22 protein-coding genes are annotated in these 24,558 nt (G+C 73.1%); 16 read left to right on the top strand and 6 right to left on the bottom strand.

The genetic code is table 11. The features are described 5' to 3' along the window. The first annotated feature begins 20 nt into the window (after window positions 1-20). Window positions 21-524: a GtrA family protein gene (locus tag AC4F3Q_RS10430; RefSeq protein WP_491039902.1), complete on the top strand. Its 504-nt coding sequence runs from the start codon at window positions 21-23 to the stop codon at window positions 522-524. 12 nt (window positions 525-536) lie between these two features. Here AC4F3Q_RS10430 and AC4F3Q_RS10425 read toward each other — a convergent pair whose 3' ends face one another. Together AC4F3Q_RS10425 and AC4F3Q_RS10420 are read right to left on the bottom strand one after the other, a co-directional pair. Further along, the gene (locus tag AC4F3Q_RS10425) at window positions 537-1,874 is read right to left on the bottom strand and encodes a sensor histidine kinase (RefSeq protein ID WP_168447764.1); all 1,338 of its coding nucleotides are present in this window, start codon (window positions 1,872-1,874) and stop codon (window positions 537-539) included. A gap of 2 nt (window positions 1,875-1,876) precedes the next feature. Further along, window positions 1,877-2,560 (bottom strand): response regulator transcription factor, encoded by a 684-nt coding sequence (locus AC4F3Q_RS10420; protein ID WP_168447763.1) that lies wholly within the window; start codon window positions 2,558-2,560, stop codon window positions 1,877-1,879. 186 nt (window positions 2,561-2,746) lie between these two features. Between AC4F3Q_RS10420 and AC4F3Q_RS10415 the strand changes: the two genes are divergently transcribed. The 5 genes from AC4F3Q_RS10415 (at window position 2,747) to AC4F3Q_RS10395 (ending at window position 12,493) form a co-directional block, all read left to right on the top strand. Continuing rightward, on the top strand, window positions 2,747-4,105 hold the full coding sequence (locus tag AC4F3Q_RS10415; RefSeq protein ID WP_491039901.1) for a sensor histidine kinase: 1,359 nt from the start codon (window positions 2,747-2,749) through the stop codon (window positions 4,103-4,105). Then, window positions 4,102-4,818: a response regulator gene (locus AC4F3Q_RS10410; RefSeq protein WP_491039900.1), complete on the top strand. Its 717-nt coding sequence runs from the start codon at window positions 4,102-4,104 to the stop codon at window positions 4,816-4,818. Before AC4F3Q_RS10415 ends, AC4F3Q_RS10410 begins: the two co-directional genes overlap by 4 nt. A gap of 175 nt (window positions 4,819-4,993) precedes the next feature. After that, complete coding sequence (locus tag AC4F3Q_RS10405; protein ID WP_098458594.1) at window positions 4,994-5,818, top strand: ABC transporter ATP-binding protein; 825 nt, start codon at window positions 4,994-4,996, stop codon at window positions 5,816-5,818. Next, window positions 5,815-8,409 (top strand): ABC transporter permease, encoded by a 2,595-nt coding sequence (locus tag AC4F3Q_RS10400; RefSeq protein ID WP_491039899.1) that lies wholly within the window; start codon window positions 5,815-5,817, stop codon window positions 8,407-8,409. Before AC4F3Q_RS10405 ends, AC4F3Q_RS10400 begins: the two co-directional genes overlap by 4 nt. A 106-nt stretch (window positions 8,410-8,515) precedes the next feature. Then, window positions 8,516-12,493 carry an FtsK/SpoIIIE domain-containing protein gene (locus AC4F3Q_RS10395; protein WP_491039898.1) on the top strand — a complete coding sequence of 1,326 codons (3,978 nt, stop codon included), beginning with the start codon at window positions 8,516-8,518 and terminating at the stop codon, window positions 12,491-12,493. 42 nt (window positions 12,494-12,535) lie between these two features. Here AC4F3Q_RS10395 and AC4F3Q_RS10390 read toward each other — a convergent pair whose 3' ends face one another. Further along, the gene (locus tag AC4F3Q_RS10390; protein ID WP_491039897.1) at window positions 12,536-12,961 is read right to left on the bottom strand and encodes a hypothetical protein; all 426 of its coding nucleotides are present in this window, start codon (window positions 12,959-12,961) and stop codon (window positions 12,536-12,538) included. Between the two features lie 221 nt (window positions 12,962-13,182). On the opposite strand from AC4F3Q_RS10390, the gene AC4F3Q_RS10385 reads away from it, so the two are divergent. After that, complete coding sequence (locus AC4F3Q_RS10385; RefSeq protein ID WP_098458591.1) at window positions 13,183-13,431, top strand: WhiB family transcriptional regulator; 249 nt, start codon at window positions 13,183-13,185, stop codon at window positions 13,429-13,431. A 102-nt stretch (window positions 13,432-13,533) separates the two neighbouring features. Here the strand turns inward: AC4F3Q_RS10385 and AC4F3Q_RS10380 are convergent, their stop codons facing one another. Continuing rightward, the gene (locus tag AC4F3Q_RS10380) at window positions 13,534-14,244 is read right to left on the bottom strand and encodes a helix-turn-helix transcriptional regulator (protein ID WP_491039896.1); all 711 of its coding nucleotides are present in this window, start codon (window positions 14,242-14,244) and stop codon (window positions 13,534-13,536) included. 87 nt (window positions 14,245-14,331) lie between these two features. Between AC4F3Q_RS10380 and AC4F3Q_RS10375 the strand changes: the two genes are divergently transcribed. Continuing rightward, entirely contained in the window at window positions 14,332-15,066 is a 735-nt protein-coding gene (locus AC4F3Q_RS10375) for an alpha/beta fold hydrolase (protein ID WP_491039895.1), read from the top strand. 45 nt (window positions 15,067-15,111) lie between these two features. Here AC4F3Q_RS10375 and AC4F3Q_RS10370 read toward each other — a convergent pair whose 3' ends face one another. Continuing rightward, on the bottom strand, window positions 15,112-16,572 hold the full coding sequence (locus AC4F3Q_RS10370; RefSeq protein WP_168447921.1) for a sensor histidine kinase: 1,461 nt from the start codon (window positions 16,570-16,572) through the stop codon (window positions 15,112-15,114). A gap of 105 nt (window positions 16,573-16,677) precedes the next feature. On the opposite strand from AC4F3Q_RS10370, the gene AC4F3Q_RS10365 reads away from it, so the two are divergent. From AC4F3Q_RS10365 to AC4F3Q_RS10330, 8 genes are all read left to right on the top strand, one after another. Next, window positions 16,678-17,184, top strand: a complete 507-nt coding sequence (locus AC4F3Q_RS10365) for a DUF2505 domain-containing protein (RefSeq protein WP_491039894.1) — start codon at window positions 16,678-16,680, stop codon at window positions 17,182-17,184. Between the two features lie 314 nt (window positions 17,185-17,498). Beyond that, complete coding sequence (locus AC4F3Q_RS10360) at window positions 17,499-18,821, top strand: ABC transporter substrate-binding protein (RefSeq protein WP_491039893.1); 1,323 nt, start codon at window positions 17,499-17,501, stop codon at window positions 18,819-18,821. 137 nt (window positions 18,822-18,958) lie between these two features. After that, window positions 18,959-19,963, top strand: coding sequence for a carbohydrate ABC transporter permease (locus AC4F3Q_RS10355; protein WP_168447754.1), 1,005 nt, complete (start codon window positions 18,959-18,961; stop codon window positions 19,961-19,963). Beyond that, window positions 19,960-20,871: a carbohydrate ABC transporter permease gene (locus AC4F3Q_RS10350; protein WP_491039892.1), complete on the top strand. Its 912-nt coding sequence runs from the start codon at window positions 19,960-19,962 to the stop codon at window positions 20,869-20,871. The genes AC4F3Q_RS10355 and AC4F3Q_RS10350 overlap by 4 nt, the downstream gene beginning before the upstream one ends. A 166-nt stretch (window positions 20,872-21,037) precedes the next feature. Then, a complete protein-coding gene (locus tag AC4F3Q_RS10345; RefSeq protein ID WP_168447920.1) occupies window positions 21,038-22,051 on the top strand; it encodes a LacI family DNA-binding transcriptional regulator in 1,014 nt (337 codons plus the stop codon). 47 nt (window positions 22,052-22,098) lie between these two features. Next, window positions 22,099-22,512, top strand: a complete 414-nt coding sequence (locus tag AC4F3Q_RS10340) for a fluoride efflux transporter FluC (RefSeq protein WP_491039891.1) — start codon at window positions 22,099-22,101, stop codon at window positions 22,510-22,512. Continuing rightward, window positions 22,509-22,913 (top strand): FluC/FEX family fluoride channel, encoded by a 405-nt coding sequence (locus AC4F3Q_RS10335; RefSeq protein WP_491039890.1) that lies wholly within the window; start codon window positions 22,509-22,511, stop codon window positions 22,911-22,913. Before AC4F3Q_RS10340 ends, AC4F3Q_RS10335 begins: the two co-directional genes overlap by 4 nt. A 56-nt stretch (window positions 22,914-22,969) precedes the next feature. Continuing rightward, window positions 22,970-24,136: a DNA glycosylase AlkZ-like family protein gene (locus AC4F3Q_RS10330; RefSeq protein WP_491039889.1), complete on the top strand. Its 1,167-nt coding sequence runs from the start codon at window positions 22,970-22,972 to the stop codon at window positions 24,134-24,136. 3 nt (window positions 24,137-24,139) lie between these two features. Here the strand turns inward: AC4F3Q_RS10330 and AC4F3Q_RS10325 are convergent, their stop codons facing one another. Next, entirely contained in the window at window positions 24,140-24,478 is a 339-nt protein-coding gene (locus AC4F3Q_RS10325; protein WP_491039888.1) for a DUF2249 domain-containing protein, read from the bottom strand. Window positions 24,479-24,558: the final 80 nt, after the last annotated feature.

Below are 24,558 nucleotides of genomic sequence, written 5' to 3'. Positions count from 1 at the left end.
ACGGCGTACGCTCGGTCACCATGGTGTCCCGTTCCGCAGTCGTCAGCAGGCTGCTCGAGCTCTTCCGCTTCGGATCCGTCGGCGCGGTCGCGTTCGTCGTGGACATGGGCCTGTTCAACCTGCTCATGTTCGGACCCGGGCAGGTGCTCGGGCACAAGCCGCTGACCAGCAAGGTCATCTCCGTCGTGGTCGCGACCCTCGTGTCGTGGCTCGGCAACCGCTACTGGACGTTCTCGGCGCGCCGCCAGGACACCCACGGACGCGAGCTCGTCGCGTTCGTCATCGTCAACGTCGGCGGCATGCTCATCGCGGTCGCATGCCTCGGTGTGAGCCGGTACGTGCTGCGGCTCGACTCGCCGCTCGCGGACAACATCGCGGCCAACGGGGTGGGCCTCGCGCTGGGCATGGCGTTCCGCTACGTCGCCTACCGCACCTTCGTGTTCACCAACGTGCGCGACGGCGCGGTCTCGGACGTCGCCGTGCAGGAGCCGGCGGCCCCGTCGTCGGCCACCCCGACGCACTGATCCACGGCTCGGTCAGGTCGGCGGACGCCGCCGTCGGCTCCAGCCCGACGACACGACCGACCCGACCGGCAGGACGATCGACGGGTCGAGCGACTTCGGCACGCCCGACAGGAAGAGCGAGAACACCGGCGGGCGACGCTGCGACAGCTCGAGCCGGCCGCCGTCAGCGGCCGCGAGGTCCCGCGCGAGCGCGAGGCCCAGGCCCGTCCCAGCACCCGACGTCACCTCACGCTCGAAGATGTGCGGCGCGATCTCGTCCGGGATGCCCGGCCCCTCGTCCGAGACCTCGATCACGACCGCGCCGCTCGTACCGCTCGCACGCGAGCGCACCGTCGTCGTACCGCCACCGTGCTTGAGGGAGTTCTCGACGAGCGTCGCGATCACCTGCGCGAGACCTCCCGGCGTCGCGAGCACCATCGTCGCCCGGTCGACGTCGACGACGAGCTCGCGGTCGAGCGCCTCGAAGGTCGGGCCCCACTCCTCGACCTGCTGGCCCACGACGTCGGCGAGCCGCACCGCCTCGTTGTTGCCGCCGAGCGCGCGCCGGGTCCGGGCGAGCAGGTCGTCGACGACGGTGACGAGACGCTCGACCTGCTCGAGCGAGACGCGCGCCTCCTCCTGGATCTCCTCGTTGTCCGGGGCCGCGAGCGCCATCTCCTCGATGCGCATCGTCAGTGCCGTCAGCGGTGTCCGCAGCTGGTGCGAGGCGTCCGACGAGAACTGCCGCTCGACCGCGAGCCGCTGCGCGAGGCGGTCCGAGCTGCGCACGAGCTCGGCAGCGACGAGGTCGATCTCCTCGACACCGGACGGCTCGACGCGCGGCCGCACCTGGCCCGAGCCGATCTGCTCAGCCGACGCAGCAAGGTACAGCAGCGGTGCCGAGAGGCGGTTCGCCTGCCAGATCGCCACGAGGATGCTCGCGCCGAGCGCGACGACCGCCGCGACGACGACGAGCATGATGATCTGCACTGAGCGCAGGTAGAGGTCCCAGTACGGGACGTACACGTAGACGAGCGTGTTGCTGCTCGAGCCGAGCGCGCCGACCATCTGGCGCCGCCCCTCGACGACGTCGCCCGCCGTGACGCGCTCGCCCGTGGGCAGCACGACCTCGATGTAGGCGCCGAGGCGACCCTCGCCGCCGACGTACGGCTCGAGGACGTCGGCAGTGACGGGGTCCTCACGGCCCAGCCGGCCCTCGACCGCGCGCGCGATGTTCGTCGCGCGGATCTGCAGCTCGCGCAGCTCGTTGTCCTTGACGAGCTGAGCGCCGAGGAAGGCCAGCGGGAAGCCGAGGAGGATGACCGCGACGGCCACCGCCGAGACGGTGGCCAGGATCATCCGGCGACGCAAGGTCAGTGCTCTCCGGTCTCGAAGCGGAAGCCCATGCCCCGCACCGTCGAGATGTAGCGCGGCGCGTTCGCGTCGTCGCCGAGCTTGCGGCGCAGCCACGACACGTGCATGTCGAGAGTCTTGGTCGAGCCCACGAGCTCGGAGCCCCACACCTCACGCATGAGCGAGTCCCGCACGACGACCGAGCCCGCGTTCGCGACGAGCACGCGCAGCAGCTCGAACTCCTTCGTCGTCAGGTGCAGCTCGTGCTCACCCTGGAACGCGCGGTGCGCGGACACGTCGACACGCACGTCCTGCGCGCGCAGCTCCTCGTCCGTCTCGACCTCGCCGTGCGTGCGGCGCAGGAGCGCCCGGACGCGCGCGAGGAGCTCGGCGAGCCGGAACGGCTTGGTCACGTAGTCGTCAGCGCCGGCGTCGAGCCCGACGACGAGGTCGACCTCGTCGGCACGCGCCGTCAGGACCAGTACGGGCGTCGTCAGGCCCTGCGAGCGGATCGCCCGGGCGACGTCGAGGCCGTCCATGTCGGGCAGGCCCAGGTCGAGGACGACGAGGTCCACGCCAGGAGCAGCATCGATGGCTCCCTGGCCGGTCCCCTGCACGACCACGCTGTATCCCTCGCGGGTCAGCGCACGCGCGAGAGGCTCTGCGATCGCCGGGTCGTCTTCAGCCAGCAGCACATGGGTCATTCGTTCATGTTAGGTCATGAGTCGTTGAAGACCAGTCCTCGCTCGCGGAAAGAGCCCCGGTTGTCGCACGTCTCACCGCCGTCGTGTCGCGCACGTCACGCCGTGCGCCCCCGGACGTACCGGCCGCGCCCCCACGTCGGCCCGCAGGATGACGCCGCGTCGTCGGCGCGCACCTACGCTGGACGCGTGCCGGACCCGACCTACCCCACGCCCTGGCGGGCAGCACCCGCCCCGGTGCGACGCGTGCCCTGGCACGAGCGCAACGCGCTGTGGATCGACTCGCTCCTCACCCTGACGGTCCTGTTCTTCACTGTCCTCCTCTACGGCAACGCCGGCCGCGAGCTCGTCTACAGCGTCGCGCTGCTCGCACCGCTGGCCGTACGCCGCCGCTTCCCCGTCACCTCGGTCGTCCTCGTCTACCTCGCCGGCCTGCCCCTCGCGTTCTCGAACGCGTCGGTCGCGCTGCCCTTCGGCGTCGTGGCCGTGCCGGTCGCGCTGTACTCCGTGACCCTCCACGGACCGCGCTGGTCCTACCTCACCGCGTTCCTGAGCGGCCTCGTCGGCTGCGCGATCCTCTCCGCGAACGCGGCGCTCCTCAGCAGCGACCCGACCGGTGAGGGCTTCGTCACCGGCGTCATCGTGATGTTCACGTCGTCGATGGTGCTCGTCACCTCGTGGGCGTTCGGGCTCATGCGCCGCTCCCGGCGCGACACGATCGCAGCGCTCGTCGACCGCGCCGACCGCCTCGAGCGGGAGCGCGACCAGCAGGCACAGCTCGCGACCTCTGCCGAGCGCACCCGCATCGCGCGCGAGATGCACGACATCGTCGCGCACTCGCTCTCCGTGATCATCGCCCAGGCCGACGGCGGCAGGTACGCTGCCGCGACCGACCCCGACGCCGCCGCGCGCACGCTCGGCACGATCGCCGAGACGGGACGCGACGCGCTCGCCGACATGCGCCGCCTCCTCGGCGTCCTGCGGGCCGACGACCCGTCGTCGACCTCCGGCCGCCTCGGCGGGCAGCCCGGCCTCGAGCGGCCCGGTCCCGCAGGCGCACCGGTCGCCGACGGCGCCGAGCGCACACCGCAGCCAGCGTCCGGCGACCTGGAGACGCTCGTCGAGCAGGTCCGCGCGAGCGGCGTCGACGTGTCCTACGTCCGCATGGGCACCCCGCGGCAGCTCCCGCCCGGAGTCGGCCTGAGCGTCTACCGCGTGTGCCAGGAGTCGCTCACGAACGTGCTCAAGCACGCGGGTCCCTCAGCGTCGGTCACGGTGCTCCTGCGCTGGGACGCCACCCAGCTCACGCTCGACGTGACCGACGACGGACGCGGCGCCGCCGCCGCGAGCGACGGCGCCGGGCACGGCCTCGTCGGCATGCGCGAACGTGCCACCATGTTCGGCGGCAGCCTCTCCGCCGGGCCCCGGCCCGGAGGTGGCTTCCGCGTCCACCTCGAGCTCCCCGTGCCTCCCGTCACCGTGCGGCCAGGAGCCGCACCGGCCTACCCCGACGCCGCTGGCGTCCCCACCCCCGGGAGCACACCGTGACCGTCCCCTCGACCGACACCGCCCAGGTGCGTGTCGCCCTCGTCGACGACCAGCAGCTCGTCCGGGCCGGCTTCCGCATGGTCATCGACTCGCAGCCCGACCTGCGCGTCGAGATCGAGGCGGGCGACGGCGCGCAGGCCGTGCGCCTGCTCTCCGACCACCCCGTCGACGTCGTGCTCATGGACGTGCGCATGCCCCAGCTCGACGGCCTCGCGGCGACCGCACAGCTCACCGCCGCCTGGCACGAGCGCCTTCCTGCCGACCAGCAGCCCAAGATCATCGTCCTGACCACGTTCGACCTCGACGAGTACGTCATGGAGGCGATCCGCGCAGGCGCGAGCGGCTTCCTCCTCAAGGACGCCCCGCCCGAGGAGATGCTCGCCGCGATCCGCACCGTGCACCAGGGCGACGCCGTCATCGCGCCGTCGAGCACCCGCCGGCTCCTCGAGCACATGGTCACCGCGCTCACCCCCGAGACCGCCGCAGACCCTGCTGCCGCCGACGCGGTCGCGACGCTCACCGAGCGCGAGCACGAGGTCCTCGTGCTCATGGCGCGCGGCCGCTCCAACACCGAGATCGCCAGCGAGCTGTTCGTCGCCGAGGCGACCGTCAAGACCCACGTCGGCCGCATCCTCGCCAAGCTCGGCGCCCGCGACCGCGTCCAGGCCGTCGTCGTCGCCTACGAGGCGGGCGTCGTCCGGCCAGGTACCTGACCCGTCGTACCCCCGCCGCACGCGGGGGTACGACCACGGGATGACAGGCCCCGACCGAGGACCCGCCCGAGGCGGGACGCGGCCGCCACCTGGGGATCCGTAACGTCGTCAGTGTCAGGGAGCTCGCCGCCGCGAGCACCCACCACAGCACGACGATCCTCAGGGAGAACGACCCATGCAGACCACCCCCGCCCCCAGCGCGACGGGACTGTCGCACGACGCCGCGGTGCGCGCCCGGTCCCTCACCAAGATCTACGGTTCCGGGGCGAGCCAGGTCGTCGCGCTCGACCACGTCGACGTCGACTTCACCGGCGGTCAGTTCACCGCGATCATGGGCCCGTCCGGCTCGGGCAAGTCGACCCTCATGCACCTGCTCGCAGGCCTCGACTCCGCGTCGGCCGGCCAGGCGTTCCTCGGCGACACCGAGATCACGAGCCTCAACGACGACGGCCTGACGAACCTGCGCCGCACGCGCCTCGGCTTCGTCTTCCAGTCGTTCAACCTCCTGCCCATGTTCACGGCCGAGCAGAACATCACCCTGCCGCTCGACCTCGGCAGCACCAAGCTCGACAAGCAGTGGTTCGACACGCTCGTCCACACGCTCGGCCTCCAGGACCGCCTCGACCACCGGCCGTCCGAGCTGTCCGGCGGCCAGCAGCAGCGCGTCGCGATCGCCCGCGCGCTGATCGCCAAGCCCGACGTCGTCTTCGCCGACGAGCCCACCGGCAACCTCGACTCGCGCTCCGGCGCCGAGGTCCTCAGCTTCCTGCGCACGTCCGTGCGCGAGCTCGGCCGCACGATCATCATGGTCACCCACGACCCGGCCGCCGCCGCGTACGCCGACCGCGTCATCCTCATCGCCGACGGCCGCATCGCCGGCGACATCTCGAACCCGACGCCCGAGTCCGTCCTCGCCGGGCTCGACGCGCTCCGGTCGCTCGACACAGTCACCACCGCGCCCCAGGGCGTCGACGCTGCCGCAGGGGGGCAGCGCCGATGATCCGCCTCACCCTCTCCCAGATGCGCAAGAGCGTCGGCCGGCTGGTCGCCGCCGGCGTCGCCATCATGATCGGGACCGCCTTCGTCGCCGCGACCCTCGTCGCCGGCGAGACGATCACCCGCACGTCGACCGACGCGATCGCCGCCGTGTACGCCAAGTCCGACCTCGTCGTCGTCGGCCTCGGCGACCGCCTCACTCCCGACGAGGTCGCCAAGGTCGCGGCAGTCGACGGCGTCAAGGCGACGGCCGTCCACTCCCAGCTCGGCGTCCAGATCGAGACCGACAAGCGCAACATCTGGGCGCGCGTCGTCCCGACCGCGAGCGACCCGCGCCTCGACGCCCAGGTCGTCCTCCGCGGCGCGCTGCCCACGAGCCCCGGCCAGGTCGCACTGCCGGTGGACATGGCCAACCGCCTCGGCGCGACTGTCGGCGGCACCGTCACGACGCCCGTCGTCGCCACGGACGGCTCCGACGCGACCGGCGCCGAGACGCTCACCGTCGTCGGCATCCTCGACGACCCGAACGGTGCGTTCGCGATGGAGGGCGGCGCCGTCATGGCCAGCCAGGCCGACGTGGACCGCTGGCTCCTCTCCTACAACGGGGGCGAGCAGCCGCTGGCCGAGGCCGTCGGGCTCACGCTCGCCGACGACACCGACCGCGCCGAGGTCGCCCAGACGATCGAGTCGACCCTGTCGACCGACGGCCGCCAGGTCGTGGCCCGAACGCTCCAGGAGCAGGCGGGCGAGATCGCCCGACAGCTCACGGGTGACGCCCACACGGTCACGTACGTCGTCCTCGCGTTCGCGGCGCTCGCACTCATCGTCGCAGGACTCGTCATCGCCAACACGTTCCAGGTCCTCGTCGCGCAGCGCACCCGGACCCTCGCGCTCTTGCGCTGCGTCGGCGCCAACAAGCGGCAGCTGCGCACGTCCGTCCTCCTCGAGGCGACGATCCTCGGCGTCCTCGCGTCGCTCTCCGGCATCGCGCTCGGCCTCGGCGCCGCCCAGGTGACGCTCAGCGTGCTCTCGACGCGCGACGTCGGCGTGCCCCTGCCCACCGTCGTTCCCGTGTCCGTGGCCGTGTTCGCCGTGCCGCTCCTCGCCGGCCTGCTCGTCACCGTCCTCGCCGCGACGTCTCCCGCACGTGCCGCGACCCGCGTCGCGCCCCTCGCCGCGCTCCGCCCGGCGGACGCCCCGTCGGTCCGACGCGGCTCGACCGGTCGCCTCGTCACGGCGACCCTCATGACCGTGATCGGCTTCGTGATGCTCGGGCTCGGCGCCGCCGCAGGCCTCATGAAGGAGCCGATGATCGGGCTCCTCGTGGGCATCCCTGGCGGGGCACTCAGCTTCGTCGGTGTCGCCGTCGGCTCCGTGTTCTGGATCCCCAAGGTCACCGCCTGGGTCGGCAGCCTCGCCGCCAGGACCGGCCCGAGCGCACGCCTCGCCACGGCGAACACGCTGCGCAACCCGCGCCGCACCGCGGCGACGAGCACGGCCCTGCTGATCGGCGTCACGCTCGTCGTCATGATGACGACGGGTGCCGAGAGCGCACGCCAGACGTTCAACGCGTCGTTCGACGAGCGCTACTCGGTCGACGTCGCCGTGCTCGGCGGGCACCAGCTCAGCGCGGACGGCAAGAACAAGACCCAGCTCGACGCCGGGGTCACCTCGCAGATCGCTGCCGTCGACGGTGTCACCGCGACCGCCACCATCACCCGCGGCCTCGTCGAGGCGAAGGGCGACGACGTCCCGTTCGACGTCGCGATGGGCGACGGCGAGGGACGGCCGATCATCGACGCGATCGACCCGGCGACCGCAGCCACGGTCATGCGGGACACGACGGACCTCGCACCGTTCACCGACGACTCGCTCGTGATCAGCAAGAACTGGGCATCCGGCTCGAACGTCACTGACGGGCAGAAGGTCACCCTCGTGGGTGCCGGCGGTGCCACCGCCGACCTCACCGTCCAGGTCGTGCCGTCCATGCCCGCCGGCCTCGAGATCGCCGTCACCACCGCGACGCTGCTCAAGCTCGACCCTGGCGCCGTGACGAACTCGCTCCTGGTCCGGGTCGCCGACCCGGAGAACCCCCGGAGCACGGTCGCTGACATCCAGGAGGTCGTGGACGACCTCGGTGTGTGGACGACAGGTCCTGTCGTCGAGCGGGCGATGTTCGACCAGGTGATCGACGCGCTGCTCGCAGTCGTGGTCGGCCTCCTCGCGGTCGCCGTGTTCATCGCGCTCATCGGCGTGACCAACACGCTGTCCCTGTCGGTCCTCGAGCGGCAGCGGGAGAACGCGATGCTCCGTGCGATCGGCCTGACCCGCAAGCAGCTGCGCCTCACCCTCGCGGTCGAAGGCCTGCTGATCGCCCTGGTCGGCACCGGCCTGGGCGTGGTGCTCGGCACCGTGTACGGCTGGGCCGGCTCGGCCGCCGCGCTGGGCACGATCGGCGACATCGCTCTCGCGGTGCCGTGGCGCGACCTCGGGCTCGTCCTGGTCGTCGCCGTCCTCGCCGGGCTCGTCGCGTCGGTCCTCCCGGCGCGCCGCGCGACCCGCACCTCCCCGGTGGAGGCGCTCGCCGTCGACTGACGGACCCCACCACCGCACGACGCCGGGCCTGTGGACCGGTGGACCTCGTCCACCGGCTGCAGGCCCGGCGTCGTAGCACCCGCGAGCGGCACGCACGCTAGGTCCCGTGCCACGCTCCCCGCTCTCGCCGATCGCCCGTCCCGCTCCCCCGCGATCCGGGCCCTCGCCGTCGTACGTCCGCCTGACCCTCGCCCCTGACGAGGACGTCGAAGTCCGCGCGGGGATCCGGCTGGCCGACCTGCGGCCCACGCTCGCGCGGACCCTCGGCCGCTCCGACCTCCTGCACGTGCCGCTCCGCTGCGGAGCCACCCCGCTCGACGCCGACGCCCTCACGGGGCACGCGCCGCTGCTCGACGGCGCACGCATCGAGCCGAGCGGCACGGACGCGCGGCGCGGTCCGCACCGCCTCGGTCCCGTCGACCTCGCGCGGCACGCGCGCGACGACGCCCTCGTGTGGCACGTCGTCGACGGCCCGCACGCCGGGCTCGTCCTCGCGGCCGACGCCCTCCCGACGGTCCTGGGTGGGCCACGGCTGCGGGCCGCCCCAGGCCCGCGAGGCATGACCGTGCGACGACGAGCCACGCTCCCTCCGGAGCGCGACCGCGCCGTGCGCATCCGCACGGCGAGCGGACGCGTGCGCCGCTGGAGCGGCCGTCCCCTGCTCCTGCGGCCCGGCGGCGCCCTCGTGTGGCAGGCGAACGGCGCGAGCCACGTCGCCGTCGTCACGTCGCGCGTCCCGTCGACCGACCCGCACCGCCAGGGCCCGCCGTGGGCCCTCCTCGTCGCCCCCGCCCTGACGGGCCTCGCGCTCGCGGCGATGACCGGACGTCCCGCCTACGCGCTGCTCGCGCTCGCCGGGCCCCTCACGCTCGGGCTGCAGAGCCTCGTGCGCTCGCGGTCGGCCACGCAGCCCCCGGCGCTGTCCGGACGGGCCCAGCCCGCAGGGTCGTCCGGCGGCGGGCTCCCGGCGGCCCGCACCGACGGGACCCAGGGTGCGTCCGAGCCGCGGCCGGGAGGCGGCCACGTCGACCTGGGCGGCGTCGACTGGACCTCTCTGCGGGACCGACCAGCCGCCCTGCTCGACGCACTCCTGCGCACCCCTGGCGACGGTGGCGCTCGCGGCACCGCGGCCAGCACGGCCCCGCGCGCGACCGCCGCGACCGGCCCCGACGCCGAGCGGCACGCCAGGGCCCACGTGTGCGCATGGGCGGCGGCGCACCCGCACGGACGCGTCGTCGTCGCGACCGCAGACGCCGCGAGCGCCTGGTCCTGGTGCCGGTGGGTGCCCGGCGCCACGATCACCCGTCCCGACGTCCTCGTCACGGGCGCGTCGCCGCTCGACGGCGAGGACCTGGCGCTCGTCGTCGTGCGGGGCGGCGACCTCGACGACGGCGCCCTCAGCCGGTGGTGGGCCGGCGCCCCTCCCACCACGTCCCTGCTCCTCGTGGCCGAGGAGCAGGACGTCCCCGCGTGGTGCGCGGACCGCGTCGCGGGCCCCGGCGTCGACGTGCTGTGGGCCGACGACGTCGCCCGGCACCTCGCCTCCCGCGCCGTGGCAGGTGGCGCGCTCCCCGCCGTCGTGCCGCTCGCCGCCCTGCTCGGGCTGCCCGCCTCGAGCGACCAGGGCGCCGTCGCCCACGCCGTCGCACACCGCTGGAGCGGCCCTCCGAGCGGTCTGCGCACCCCGCTCGGGCTCGCCGCCAGCCGCGTCGGGCCGCCCGAGGTCCTCGAGCTCGACCTCACCCGGGACGGACCGCACGGTCTCGTCGCGGGGACGACGGGCGCGGGCAAGTCCGAGCTCCTCCAGACGCTCGTGTGCGGCCTCGCGCTCACCCACCCGCCGTCGGACCTCGCGATCGCCCTCGTCGACTACAAGGGCGGCGCGTCGTTCGGCGCGTGCGCCGGGCTGCCGCACGTCGTCGGGATCGTCACCGACCTCGAACGCGGCCTCGCCGCGCGGGCGCTCACCGGGCTGCAGGCGGAGATGCGCCGCCGCGAGGCCCTGTTCGCCGCCTCGGGCGCGACGACCCTCGACGAGCACCGCGCGCTCGCCCGGCCGGGAGACGAGCTCGTCCCCCGGCTGCTCGTCGTCGTCGACGAGTTCCGTTCGATGACCCAGGACCTCCCCGACTTCGTCCCGTCCCTCCTGCGCCTCGCCGCGCAGGGCCGCTCGCTCGGCATGCACCTCGTGCTCGCGACGCAGCGGCCGGGCGGCGCCGTCAACGCAGACATGCGCGCCAACCTCGGGCTGCGGGTCGCGCTGCGCGTCAACGACCCCGCCGAGTCGCGCGACGTCGTCGACACCCCCCAGGCCGCCGACCTGCCCGCGCACGCGCCGGGGCGCGCCGTCGTCGTCACGAGCCGCAGCGGCGCCCGCACGGTGCAGGTGGCGCACGCCTCGAGCGCAGCGCCCGTGGACACGCCCGACGCCCGACGGATCCCCGCGTGGGGCACCCGCACGGCACGCGCGCTCGGGCCGCAGACCTCACCCGACGACGTCCTGCGCGGTCTCGTCACCGCCGCCCGCGCCGCGGCGGAAGCCACAGGACAGGCTCGCCCGCGCCGTCCGTGGCTCCCCGGCCTGCCCGCACGCGTCACGCTCGACGACGTCGAGGGCGTCAGCGACCCACTCCCCGGGCTCGCGGTCGCGCTCGCTGACGTGCCCTCCGAGCAGCGGCGCACGCTCGCCCGGTGGGACCCCGCGCGCCACGGGCACCTCGTGGTCGAGGGCGGGCCGGGGAGCGGACGGAGCAGCACGCTGCGCCTGCTCGGACTCGCGGCGCTCGCGCGCGGGTGGCACGTGCACACCCTTGGCGAGGTTCTCGCTGACACGGCGGCGTCGGGGCTCGGCACGGTCGTCGACGCGCGCGACCCCCGCCGCGCAGCCGACCTCCTCGACCGCCTGGCGCGTGCACGGGACGCGCACCCGACGCTCCTGCTCGTCGACGACCTCGAGACGGTGCTCGCAGCGCTCGCGCTCGTGGACCGCGGCGCAGGACCGGACCTTCTGGTCGCGCTCGCGCGCAGCACGGTCGTGCACCTCGCGCTCGCCTCCGCGCGGGCTCTGCCGGGCACGCTGCTCGCCCACGTCGGCTCGCGCGTCGTCCTCGGGGACCGGAGCAAGGCCGCCGACGTCTCGCGCGGCGTCCCGACCGCCCTCGCAGGCCTCGGGGGCCCTCCGGGGCGCGCCGTCTGGTTCGGGCCGGGCGGCCCGCTCCTCGCGCAGGTGCTGCTGCCCGGCACGGGACCGCGAACCAACCCCGCGGTCGCCCCGCTCGGGGGGCCTGCGCTCGTCGACGGTTCCCCGGACGTCGGGGCTTCCCACGACCCAGCTGCTCGGGCCCGTGCCGGTGCCACGGTCGCCCGCACGCCGCCCGTGCGGCTGGCGCCCGTCCCTGGGCGCGTCCGCCGACGCGACCTCGACGACGCGCTCGCAGCCTGGCGAGACCGCGAGGGCCGGCTGGCGCCCGGACCGTGGCACCTCCCCGTCGGGATGGGCGGGGACGACGGCGGGGTGCGCTTCCTCGACGTGGGTCGCGGCGCGCTCGTCGTGGGCCCGCCCGGCGCGGGTCGCTCGACCGCGGCCGCCCACCTGGCCGGGCTGCTCGTCGCCCGGCACGGAGCCGGGCGCGTCGTGACCGTCGCGCTCGACGGTCCGCTCGTCACCTCCGGGGCGGCGCACCACGCGGTCGACGGCTCACCGTCCGACCTCGTCCGGCTCGCGGCGGAGATCGAGGAGGCGGCGTCAGCGGGTGAGGCTCAGGACCTCGTGGTCGTCGTGGACGACGTACCGCTCCTCGCGCAGAGCGCCCCGGTCGAGCTCGAGCGTCTCCTGGCGGTGCCCGCCGTGACGCGGGCGATCCTCACGGCGACGACCGGTACCGCCCTCGGCGCCGTGCGCGGGCCGCTCGCGACCGCGCGGGCGCGCCGCACGGGGATCGTCCTGGACCCGGGGCGGCCCGGCAGCGTGGACGTGCTCGGCAGCCCGCTCGGCCGTGCGACCGAGCCTGGTCCGGGCGCCCCCGGGCGCGGCGCTCTCGTGCACGGCCGGCTGGTCGAGCCTGTCCAGCTCGTCGAGCCGTGAGGACGCCGCGAGCCGCGGGTGGGGTGTCCGGCCGGGGCGGGCTCAGGCGTCGGGCGTGCGCGCGTCGCGCGTCGTCGCCTCGACAACGGGCGGGAGGAGGAGCCCGACGACGATCCCCAGGGCGAGGACGAGGAGCCCGACAGCGAACGGGTTGAGCGCCGCCTGGAGCCACGTGATCGCGATGACGACCTGGAAGAGCTGCCAGGTGATGACGGGCGACCGCCCCCAGCGCCGACCGTCCCGCAGACCGCGCACCGCCGCGAGGAGCACCGCGGCGAGCGCCCACGCGAACGCGGCGAGGAAGATGTTGATGCCGGCCGAGCCGTTGCCGCGCACGAGCTCGACGAGCGTGAACCCGCCGGCCGCGACGAGAGCGACGACCTCGACGGCCACGGCCGCGAGCACGACGCGCAGCGCCGGCGGCACGACGGGGACGGCAGGGGACTCGTCCAGCGGGGATCGATGCACGCCACCACCCTAGGCGAACGCACGAGCGCGGCTGTAAAGGCTTGTGGCCTGTGACAAAACCCTCACGCCATTCTTCGAGATAGTCACCGTCACACTCTTGTCATCAGGGCGTTGCGGTGTGAACCTTGATGAGGTCGACTTTTCGTCGCCGCAACTTTCCCCCACCGATGGATCCCCGGGCAGGACTGTGCCCAGGAGCGTCCACATCCCGAGGAGTACCCATGGATTGGCGTCACCGCGCCGCGTGTCTGACCGAGGACCCCGAGCTCTTCTTCCCCATCGGCAACACCGGTCCGGCGCTCCTTCAGATCGACGACGCGAAGGCGGTCTGCCGTCGCTGCGACGTCGTCGACACGTGCCTCAAGTGGGCGCTCGAGTCCGGTCAGGACGCGGGCGTCTGGGGCGGCATGTCCGAGGACGAGCGCCGCGCGCTCAAGCGCCGTACGGCGCGCGCTCGCCGCGCTGGCTGAGCCCTCCGCACGACGTCCGACGAGGCCGGTCCCGCATGGCGGGGCCGGCCTCGTCCGTCGTCGGGGTCTGCCGTGCGGGCCCCCGGCCCTCCCCCGCGTCCCCTACACGGCCCCGGGCACGTGCGGTCCCTCGTGCACGGGCCGCGCGCCTGCCGGAGGGACGCCGACGTCGGCGACGGCATGCTCGTCGCACGGGGTCGACGTCACGCTCGCCCGCGCGATCCGCGCGACGAGGAACCAGCGCATCGCGCGCCGCAGGCGGCACCACCCGATCAGGTACCAGCTCCCGCCCGCCTGAGCGAAGAGGACGGGATCGACGTCCCGCCTGGTGACGGCGCCGTCCCGCGCCACGAAGCGGATCCGCACCACCCGCCGCTCCGCCATCGCCTGCTCGAGCGCCGACCAGGTCCGGCGCGACGCCGGGGCGGAGTCCACCCAGATGCGTCCTGCCAGCTGCTCGGCCCGCGCCTGCGCCACCGGGTCGAGGACGTCGAGGACCCTGCGGACGCCGGTCGCGGCCAGGTCGGCGAACGGGGCGTCACGCGCGGCGGACACCGCGGCGAGGAGCGCGACCGCCTGCGCGGGCGAGAGACTCACGGGCGGGAGCCGGGTGCGGGCGGCCAGCCCGTATCCGCCGCCCGGCCCCGGCCGCGACCAGACGGGCGTACCGGCGGCGTCGAGAGCCGCGAGATCCCTCTTGATCGTGCGGACGGAGACGCCGAGGTCGGTCGCGAGGCGCTGCGCCGTGCACCCGCGCGGGCCGCTGCGGCGCAGGGCCTCGGACAGCGCGTGCAGCCGTTCCGTCCGCTTCACCGCGTGCTCGTCCTCATGCTCCGCGTCCGATGATCATGTCAGAGATGGTGACACAACGTTGTCCCCGGGCGCTGCGAGCATCGACCCATGACGACGCACACGAAACCACCGACCATCCTGCTGATCGCCGGCCACTGGCTCGGCGCCTGGGCCTGGGACGAGGTCGCAGCCGAGCTGACCACCCTGGGTCACCGACCCGTGCCGTTGACCCTTCCGGGCCTGGACGGCGACGACCCGGAGCGGCGCGGGCGGACGCTCGACGACCAGGTCGCCGCGATCGAGGCCGCGGTCCGCGCCGCCGTCGAGGAGGGAACGGCTCCCGTCGTCGTGGCCCACAGCGGGGCCAACGCCCCGGTGAGCGTCGCCCTCGACCGCCACCCGGGATCGATCAGCCACGTGGTGTGGGTCGACAGCGGCCCTGTGACGCCCGGCACCACCCCCGCTCCCGACCTCCCCGAGGAGCAGACCGAGGTGCCGCTGCCCCCGTTCGACGTCCTCGGCGCGCAAGCGAGCCTCGACGGGCTGGACGCAGCCGCCCTCGCCCGCTTCCGGGCCCGCTCCGTCCCGCAACCTGCTGCCGCGATCCGCACTCCCGTCGCCCTGACGGACGACGCCCGCCGCCACGTCCCGACCACCCTCGTGTGCTGCTCGATCTCCGGCGAGCAGGTGCACCAGCTCGCGACCGGCGGGCACCCGATGTTCGCCGAGGTGGGACGCCTGACGAACGTCGACGTGGTGGACCTCCCGACGGGCCACTGGCCGATGTGGAGCAGGCCCGCGGACCTGGCCCGCGTCGTCGCGGACGTCGCAGCCCGCCCCTGACGCAGGCTCCGGCCGGGCGGCTCGCGCGTGATCGCGCCGTCCGGCCTAGTCCTGCCGTGCGCCGCGCAGGTCGACCGACACGACGACCTCGGTCCCACCCTCGGGGCGGCCGTGCCAGTCGATCGATCCGCGCAGCTCGTTGCTGACGAGCGTCCGCACGATCTGCGTGCCGAGCCCCGAGCCCGGGGCGGTGCCGCCCTCGAGCCCGACGCCGTCGTCCGCGATGCGCACCACGAGGTGCGCGCCCTCGCGCTGCGCGTCGATCGTCACGGTCCCCGACGACCGCCCGACGAACCCGTGCTCGACCGCGTTGGTCACGAGCTCGGTGAGGATCAGCGCGAGCGCGGTCGCGTCCTCGGCGGAGACCTTGCCGAACGACCCGGTCGAGACCGTGCGCACGTAGGTGTCCGCCGACGCGATGTCCGCGGCGAGCCGCAGCGCGCGGCCGAGCATGTCGTCGAACTCGACCTCTTCGTCGATCGTCTGCGACAGCGAGTTGTGCACGAGCGCGATCGTGTCGACGCGCCGCATCGCCTCCTCGAGCGCGGCCCGAGCCTCCGGGACGTTCATGCGGCGGGCCTGCAGGCGCAGCAGCGCCGCGACGGTCTGCAGGTTGTTCTTCACGCGGTGGTGGATCTCGCGGATCGTCGCGTCCTTGGTGAGCAGCTCACGCTCACGACGACGGACCTCGGTGACGTCCCGGCACAGGAGGACGGCGCCCATGCGCCGGCCGTCCTCGGTGATCGGCAGCGAGCGCACCGAGAGGCACACGGTCGAGGACTCGAGCTCCGTGCGCCACGGCGCACGCCCCATCATCACGAGCGGCATCGACTCGTCGACGGGGGCCTTCTGCTCGACGAGCTCGGCGGTCACCTCGACGAGGGACTCGCCGACGAGCGGGCCGAGCACGCCGAGCCGGTGGAAGCACGAGAGCGCGTTGGGGCTCGCGTAGAGCACCTCGCCCTCAGAGTTGAGGCGGACGAGGCCGTCGCCGACGCGCGGCGCGCCACGGCGGGGGCCTGCAGCCGAGTCGGGGTGGGGGAACTCGCTTCGCGGGATCATGCCGAGCAGCCCGTCGGCAGCCTCGACATAGTTGAGCTCGAGGCGGCTCGGTGTCCGGCCGGAGCCGAGGTAGGTCTGGCGGACGAGGACGGCGAGCGGGCGGCCACGGTGCACGACCGGCACCGCCTCCTCGCGCACGGCGTAGGCGCCCAGCCAGCGAGGCTCACGCTCACGCTGGGACCGCACCTCGTCGAGCGCGCGCCGCAGCCACGCGACCTGTCCTGCCGGGGGCCGCGACCCGACGATGTCGTCGTAGTGCACCGTCGCCCCGGTCGAGGGGCGGCAGTGCGCGATCGCGACGAAGTCGCCCTCCCGGGTCGGCAGCCACAGGACCAGGTCGGCGAACGCCAGGTCGGAGATCACCTGCCAGTCGCCGACGAGCAGGTGGAGCCAGTCGACGTCGGCCGGGTCGAGGTCGCCGTGGTGGGAGATCAGGTCGCTCATCGTGGACACGCGCCCAGCCTAACGAGACGGGTCGGTGCCCCGTGCCCCGCGGGGATCTACGCACTAGGCTCGGTGCTGACCGAGACCCAGCATCGAGGAGCGACCGTGCGGCTGTCCGTCGAGCAGAGCCTTCCCGTCCGTCCGGACGAGCTCATGACGCTCATGAGCGACGAGGAGTTCGTCGTGTTCCGCGCGTCGGTCGAGTCGACGACCGTCGAGGGGAGCGTCGTCGACCCTGCGGCGGACGGCTCGTTGCGGATCACCCTGCGCAGGACGATGCCCACGACGCAGATCCCCGTGCAGGTGCGCGCGTTCGTGGGTTCACGCCTCGAGGTGCGCCACGTCGAGGTGTGGGAGCCGCCGAAGCCTGGCCGCTGGTTCGGGACGGTCGCGGTCGAGATCACGGGCACGCCTGTGCGGATGTCGGGCACGGTCTCGCTCGCGGAGACCCCCGAGGGCTGCACCGTCACCTACGAGGGGACCGTCACGGCATCCCTCCCCGTGTTCGGCGCGGCAGTCGAGGAGGCCGCGGCAGCGACCCTGAGGTCGGTCCTCGACGCCGAGGAGGAGCGTGTCCGCGCCTGGCTCGGCGGGGCGCGCGAGAGCGCCTGAGCGCTCCCGTATCCATAACGATTCCGCAACACGAGCGCTCGTCGCGACGCTCTGACCTGCAGTTTCACTGTTTCGGCAACAGACGACGAGGCGCCGGTCACACCCCGCCTTGACAGCGCTCCCACACCAAAGCCACGATGACACCAGCGGCATGGGAACGCTTCCACACTCGAGTCAGACCCGCGCAGGTCTGCATGTGGGAGCGCTTCCACCTCGGTTCACCCGGACCGGGGCCGCCGGACATCGTGTCGGACCATCAGGGGCAGGCACGCGGACGGCACGGCGACGACGCCTGCCAGGACGAAGGAGTCACAGTGCGCAAGAACAGCAAGAAGTGGGTCGCTGTAGCGGGGATCGCCTCGATCTCGCTGCTCGCCTCGGCATGCGGCGGCAACGACACGGAGACGCCCGCGACCCCGGGCGCGAGCGGCGGCACTTCCGGCGGGGCGAAGGACATCACCCTGACCGTCGCTACGTTCAACAACTTCGGCTACACGGACGAGCTCCTCAAGGAGTACATGGACGCCAACCCCGGCATCAAGGTCGTCCACACCAAGGCCGCCGAGTCGAAGGACGCGCGCGCCAACCTGACCACCCGCATCGCCGCGGGCGGCGACGGCCTCGCCGACATCGAGGCCATCGAGATCGACTGGATGCCCGAGCTCTCGCAGGTCGAGGACGCCTTCACGGACCTCACCGACGCTGCGGTCGACGGCCGCTGGCTCGAGTGGAAGCTCAACCAGGGCAAGACGCCGTCCGGCAAGCTCATCGGCTACGGCACCGACATCGGCCCCGAGGCCGTCTGCTACCGCTCTGACCTGTTCAAGGAGGCCGGCCTCCCGACCGACCGCGAAGAGGTCGCGAAGCTCCTCGAGGGCGACTGGGCCCACTACTTCGAGGTCGGCAAGCAGTTCGTCGGCAAGTCCGACGCCGCCTGGTACGACGACTCCAACGCGATCCTCCAGGGCATGATCGGCCAGGTCGAGGCGCCGTACGAGGACCCCGCCACCGGTGAGCCCACCGACCTCGCGTCGAACACCACGGTCAAGGGCCTGTACGACCAGATCCTCGCCGTCGCGCCGGACCTGTCCGCGCACCTCAAGCAGTGGCAGGGCGACTGGGACACCGCGTTCCAGAAGAACGGCTTCGCGACGATGCTGTGCCCCGCGTGGATGACGGGTCCGATCGAGGAGCGTTCCGGTGGCGTCGAGGGCTGGGACGTCGCTGACGTCTTCCCCGGTGGCGGCGGCAACTGGGGCGGTTCCTTCCTGACCGTCCCGGCCTCCGGCAAGAACGTCGACGAGGCGAAGAAGCTCGCTCAGTGGCTGACCTCCCCCGAGGTCCAGATCAAGGCCTTCAACTCGGCCGGCACCTTCCCGAGCCAGATCGAGGCGCAGTCCTCGAAGGACCTGCTCGACGCCAAGAACGAGTTCTTCAACGACGCCCCCGTCGGCGCCATCTTCTCCGCCCGCGCGAAGGCCATCGACGGCGTCCCGCAGCCGTTCAAGGGCAAGAACTACTTCGCGATCCACCAGACGGTCCAGGACGCGATCGACCGCGTGGACGTCAACCAGAACACGGACGCTGCGGCGTCGTGGGACAAGGCTCTGAGCGACTTCAAGGCCCTCGGCCTCTGATCCGTCGTCTCACCTGCCACACCGCGGCCTAGCCGCACGCGTCGCCCCCGCCCTCGGGCGGGGGCGACGCACCCCACGATCCGGGGCTGATCAGCGTCACGCCCGCCGACGTGCCCCCCGCGCTCCGAAGGAAATCCATGTCAGTCCTCGCACCAGACAAGCCCGCGCACGCGCCCGCGCGCCCCCCGCGGCGAGTCGCGTTCAGCCAGAAGATCGGCCGGTGGGACGTCAAGGTCTCGCCCTACCTCTACATCTCGCCGTTCTTCATCCTGTTCGCCATCACGGGCCTGTTCCCCCTCATCTACACGGGGTACGTCTCCCTCCACGAGTGGAACCTGCTGAGCGGGCAGGGCGACTTCGTCGGGTTCGAGAACTTCACGTCCGTCATGGAGCAGCCCAACTTCTGGCTGGCGCTGCGCAACACCATCTCGATCTTCCTGCTGTCGTCGGTCCCGCAGGTCATCGCGGCGATCCTCATCGCCGCCGTCCTCGACGCGAACCTGCGGATGAAGACGTTCTGGCGCATGGGCGTGCTGCTGCCCTACATCGTCGCCCCCGTCGCAGTCGGCCTCATCTTCTCCCGCCTCTTCGGCGACCAGTACGGCGCGATCAACGAGCTGCTCGGCCTCATCGGCATGGACCCGATCGCGTGGCACGCCGAGGTGCTCCCGTCGCACCTCGCGATCGCGAGCATGGTCAACTTCCGCTGGACCGGCTACAACGCCCTCATCTTCCTCGCTGCGATGCAGGCCATCCCGCGCGACCTCTACGAGGCCGCAGTGATCGACGGCGCGGGACGCGTCCGCCAGTTCTTCTCGATCACCGTGCCGCAGCTCAAGGCCACGATCATCTTCGTCGTCATCACCTCGACGATCGGTGGTCTGCAGATCTTCGACGAGCCGCGCGTGTTCGACTCGACCGGCCGCGGCGGCGCCGACGGCCAGTGGCTGACCGTGACGCTCTTCCTCTACGACCTGGGCTGGGGCAACCAGAAGAACCTGGGCCGCGCCTCCGCGGTCGCGCTGCTGCTGTTCCTCGTGATCGTGATCATCGGCATCCTCAACTTCGCACTGTCCAACCGCATCGCGGCCTCCGACCAGATGGTCAAGAAGTCCCGCAAGAAGATCGGGGGTAAGCGATGAGCTCCGTCGCCACCATCGCCCAGAGCGCCGGCCCCGGCGCAGCCAAGGCCGCCGCGCGCAAGCGCAACCGCAACGTCGGTGGCGCGAACAAGCGTCCGGGCTGGGTCACGTACCTCCTGCTCGGTGCGGTCATCCTGATCTCGGCGTACCCGCTCTACTACGTCATCCTGCTCGCGTCGTCGACGCAGGAGATCATCTCGCAGTCGCCGCTGCCGGACCTCGTGCCGGACGGTCACCTGGCGGAGAACATCAAGCGCGTCTTCGACAGCGACATCCCGCTGATGAAGGGTCTGCTGAACTCGTTCATCGTCGCGGCGGTCCAGGTCGCGAGCGTCGTGATGTTCTCGACGCTCGCCGGCTACTCGTTCGCGAAGCTCCGCTTCCGCGGTCGTGGCCCGCTGCTCGTGTTCGTCATCGCGACGATGGCGATCCCGACCCAGCTCGGCGTCGTCCCGCTCTTCATCGTCATGCGGGAGCTCGGCTGGTCCGGTGACCTGCGCGCGGTGATCCTGCCGGGCATCGTCACCGCGTTCGGCGTGTTCTGGATGACCCAGTTCCTCGAGAACGCCCTGCCGTACGAGCTGATCGAGGCGGCACGCGTCGACGGCGCGTCGATGATCCGCACGTTCTGGCACGTCGCGCTTCCCGCGGCTCGCCCGGCTGCGGCGATGCTCGCGCTGTTCACGGCGATCGGCTCGTGGACGAACTACTTCTGGCCGTCGATCATCCTGACGAACCAGAACCCGACGCTGCCCATGGTGGTGCGTCAGCTGCAGGCGTCGTACTTCCAGGACTACTCGCTCATCATGGCGGGCGTGCTCCTGGCGACACTCCCGCTGTTCATCGTCTTCGTGATCGCGGGCAAGCAGCTCGTCGCCGGCATCATGGCCGGCGCCGTCAAGGGCTGAGGTCTCCGGGCGGTGCGGCACCTGCCGCACCGCCCGCAGCACCTGGCCGATTCTGTGGGTGGGCGCCTGACGCGCTACCCTGCCGTCGACATCCGCTCGACGGAGACCGCACCGGAAGCAGGAGCCAGTGACGACTCGAACTCTGGTCACGGCGAACGACTCCTCCATGCCCACGCTCGACGAGGTCGCTGCGGCGGCGGGCGTGTCGCGCTCGACGGCGTCGCGCGCCCTCAACGGCGGCGCCCGGGTCTCCCCCGAGGCGCAGGCGGCGGTCGACGACGCGGCGCGGCAGCTCGGATACGTCCCCAACCGCGCGGCGCGGTCCCTCGTGACGAGGCGCACCGACTCGATCGGGCTCGTGGTCCCTGAGCCCGACGAGCGTCTGCTCACGGACCCGTTCATCGGTGCGACGCTGCGCGGCGTGAGCGCGGCACTCGCCCACACAGACCTCCAGCTCGTGCTGCTCATCGCCCGGCAGGGCGAGGGGGCCGCGAGCGTGGCGCGGTACCTTCGCTCGGGGCACGTCGACGGCGCGGTCATCGTGTCCCACCACCGTGAGGACGGGCTCGAGAAGACCCTCGAGACGTCGCCGGTCCCGGCAGTCTTCGTCGGCCGCCCCTTCGAGAGCGCCGACCGCCTGTTCTACACGGACGTCGACAACGTCTCGGCCGGCCGGATGGCCACGCAGCACCTCCTCGGGCTCGGTCGGCGTCGCGTGGCGCACATCGCGGGCCCTCAGGACATGGCTGCGGGCATCGACCGGCGCACGGGCTGGCTCGAGGTGCTGACCGAGGCGGGCCTGCGCACGGACGCGTCCGTCGAGGTGGACTTCTCGGTCCCCGAAGGTGAGCGTGCGATGGCGCGCCTGCTGCAGTCCCACCCGGACATCGACGCGGTCTTCGCGGCGTCGGACGCTCTCGCGATCGGTGCGATGCGCGTGCTGCGCGCGGCGGGCAAGTCGATCCCCGACGACGTCGCGGTGATCGGTTACGACGACCTCGGCCTCGCGGCCACCGCGATCCCACCGCTGACGACCATGCGGAACCCGGTCGTGGAGATGGCGTCGAGCGCGGTCGAGCAGCTCCTCGCGCTCCTCGAGAGCGGCACGCACTCGTCGGTGCGTGACGACGTCCCGCCGGTCGTGTTCCCGGCTCGCCTCGTCAAGCGCCTGAGCGCCTGAGCGCCTCCGCGTCTCCGCCTCCGCTGCGGCAGGCGTACCCTTGCGACGTGCTGCGCCCCCGTCCTGACCTGCCTCTCGGCTGGTCGCTCGCCCTCGTCGCTCTCGGTGGCGCTGGTGGCGGCAGCGCACGCTACGGACTGACGCAGGCGTTCCCCGACGGGAGCGGCTTCCCGTGGACGACATGGGCGGTCAACGTCGTCGGCTGCTTCGCCCTCGGTCTCCTCCTGACCGGGTGGGTGCGTCCCGGCCTCGCCCCGCGCTGGTGGCGGCCGCTGATCGGCACCGGGTTCCTCGGGGCGTTCACGACGTTCTCCGCCGTCATGCATGCGGTCGCCGGCCTCGAACGCTCGGGCTCGGCCGGGACGGCTCTCGCATACCTGGGCCTGTCGTTCGTCGTCGGGGTCGCGTCGGCCGCGGCTGGGAGCGTCGCCGGGTCGAGGATCGCGAGGCGGGCGCGGTGACGGCCCTGCTCGTGGTGGCCGCGGGAGCGGCCGTCGGCGCAGTGCTCCGGGCGCTCGCCGAGCGGGTGCAGGCGGTCGTGCTCGCGCACGCTCTCGCGCGGCACGGTGAGCGCTGGTACCTCTCCCCCGGCTGGTCGACGCTCGCGGTCAACCTGGTCGGCACGGTCCTCCTGGGCTGGGCTGCGGGGCGGTACGACGTCGGCGCGCTCGGCACCACGGGCCTGCTCGCGCTGGGCACGGGCGTCGCGGGCGGGCTGACCACGTTCTCGACGCTCGGCGTCGAGATCGTCGACCTCGTCCGGGACCGCGCACGGGCCCGGCTCGCCCTCCTGCTGGCCGCGCACGTCGTCCTTGGTCTCGCCTGCGCCACGATCGGGTATCGGCTCGGCACGATCGTGTGACCTCGCGCAGGGCGCGCGATATGGTGCAGGTCCGACGACTCGACGAGGAGTTGTGCATGGGGACACTGACCCTGACGCGCGCGGACGTGATGAGGCTCCGCGTCGCGCGTCACCAGCTGGACCGGGCTCCCGGCGTCGCGCAGAACCCGCGCGACGCGGACATCCTTGACCTCGGCGTGCCCGACACCGGATCGCCCGCGGGCGCCTGGGCGCTCGCGAACCGTGGGGCGCCGCCTGCCGGCCCGGACGAGCTCGCGCGGGTGTGGACGCTGCGCGGCGCGCCGCACCTGTACCGGCGCTCGGACCTCGCCCGGGTGGCGGTCGCGACGGCACCGTTCTCGGAGGCCGATGCCGCCAAGCGGGTGCTGAACGCCGCGAAGCCGCTACGGGAGGCGGGCATCCCGGTTCTCGACGCGCTGACGATCGTCGCGCGGCACCTGCGTGAGATCGCACGAGACCCGGTGCCCAAGGGTGAGGCGTCGACGGCGCTGTCGGCGACGGTCGGCGACCCGTACCTGCGCGACTGCCCCGGCTGCGGCACGCGCCACCTGTTCGAGCTCCCGTTCCGGCTGGCCGCTTTCCAGGCTGGCCTCGAGCTGTGCCCGGACACGGCGCCGCCGGTGCTGCGGCGCGTGCCGGGGCTCGAGCCGGCGATGTTCGGGCACCGTGCCGGTGACGCTGCGCCGCGGTTCGACGTCGTCCGCGGCTACCTGCGCTTCTACGGTCCTGCCTCGCCCGCGCAGGTGGCCGCGTTCCTCGAGGCGCCCGTGCGCGACGTGCGTGCGGCGTGGCCGCGGGACACGATCCCCGTCACGGTCCAGGGCCACGACGAGGACGGCGTCGAGATCCTTGCCGAGGACGAGGCTGCGGTGGGCCGGGCACGGCGTGCGGGCGCGCCGTCGGGCGTGCGTCTCCTCGGGCCGGGCGACCCGTTCCTCGGCGCGCGCGACCGCGAGCTGCTCGTGCCAGACGCGCACGACCGCAAGGACCTGTGGCGGCCTGTCGGGCGCCCGGGCGCGGTGCTCGCAGACGGCGAGCTCGTGGGGTCGTGGCGGAGCGAGGTCTCGGGGCGTCACCTCGACGTGACGGTGCGCCCGTGGGGGCGCTGGCGCGCGTCGCTGGGGCACCTCGTCGAGGAGCAGGCCGCCCTGCTCGCGAGGCACCGGGGCGTCGCTGACGTGCGGCTCACCGTCGAGGGCGAGCGCGCCGCCGTCGCGGTGTGAGCGTCAGCCGAGGAAGGCGAGCCGCCAGTCGACCGGTCCGCTCTCGAGGTACTCGAGGGTGAACCTCCCGGGCCACCGCTGCTCGACCTGAGCGAGGAGCGGGACGGGGTCGTGCGGTGCGAGGAGGACGAGGCCGGAGCCCGGGCGGACGCTGTCGAGCGCTCCGAAGATCGTCGCGTGCCGGATGGCGTGCGGGATGACGCGGGCGTCGAGGACGGGGAGGCTGGCGTCGTCGTGCCCGCCGCAGCCGCACGTGCCCGGGACGGGTGCGGTCGCGAGGTCCGGCTGCACTGCGGCGGCCGCCTCGGCGGCGGTGGTCAGAGCGATCGGTTCGGTGGTCATGGCGGGCCTTCCGTCGTGGGGCAGGGTGGGCGCGCTCGCCGCGCTTCCCTCGAGCTCGCAATATTAGTACAGTTTTATCC

The organism is Flavimobilis sp. BM9, assembly GCF_058313055.1.
This window is presented reverse-complemented; position numbering and strand designations above follow the sequence as displayed.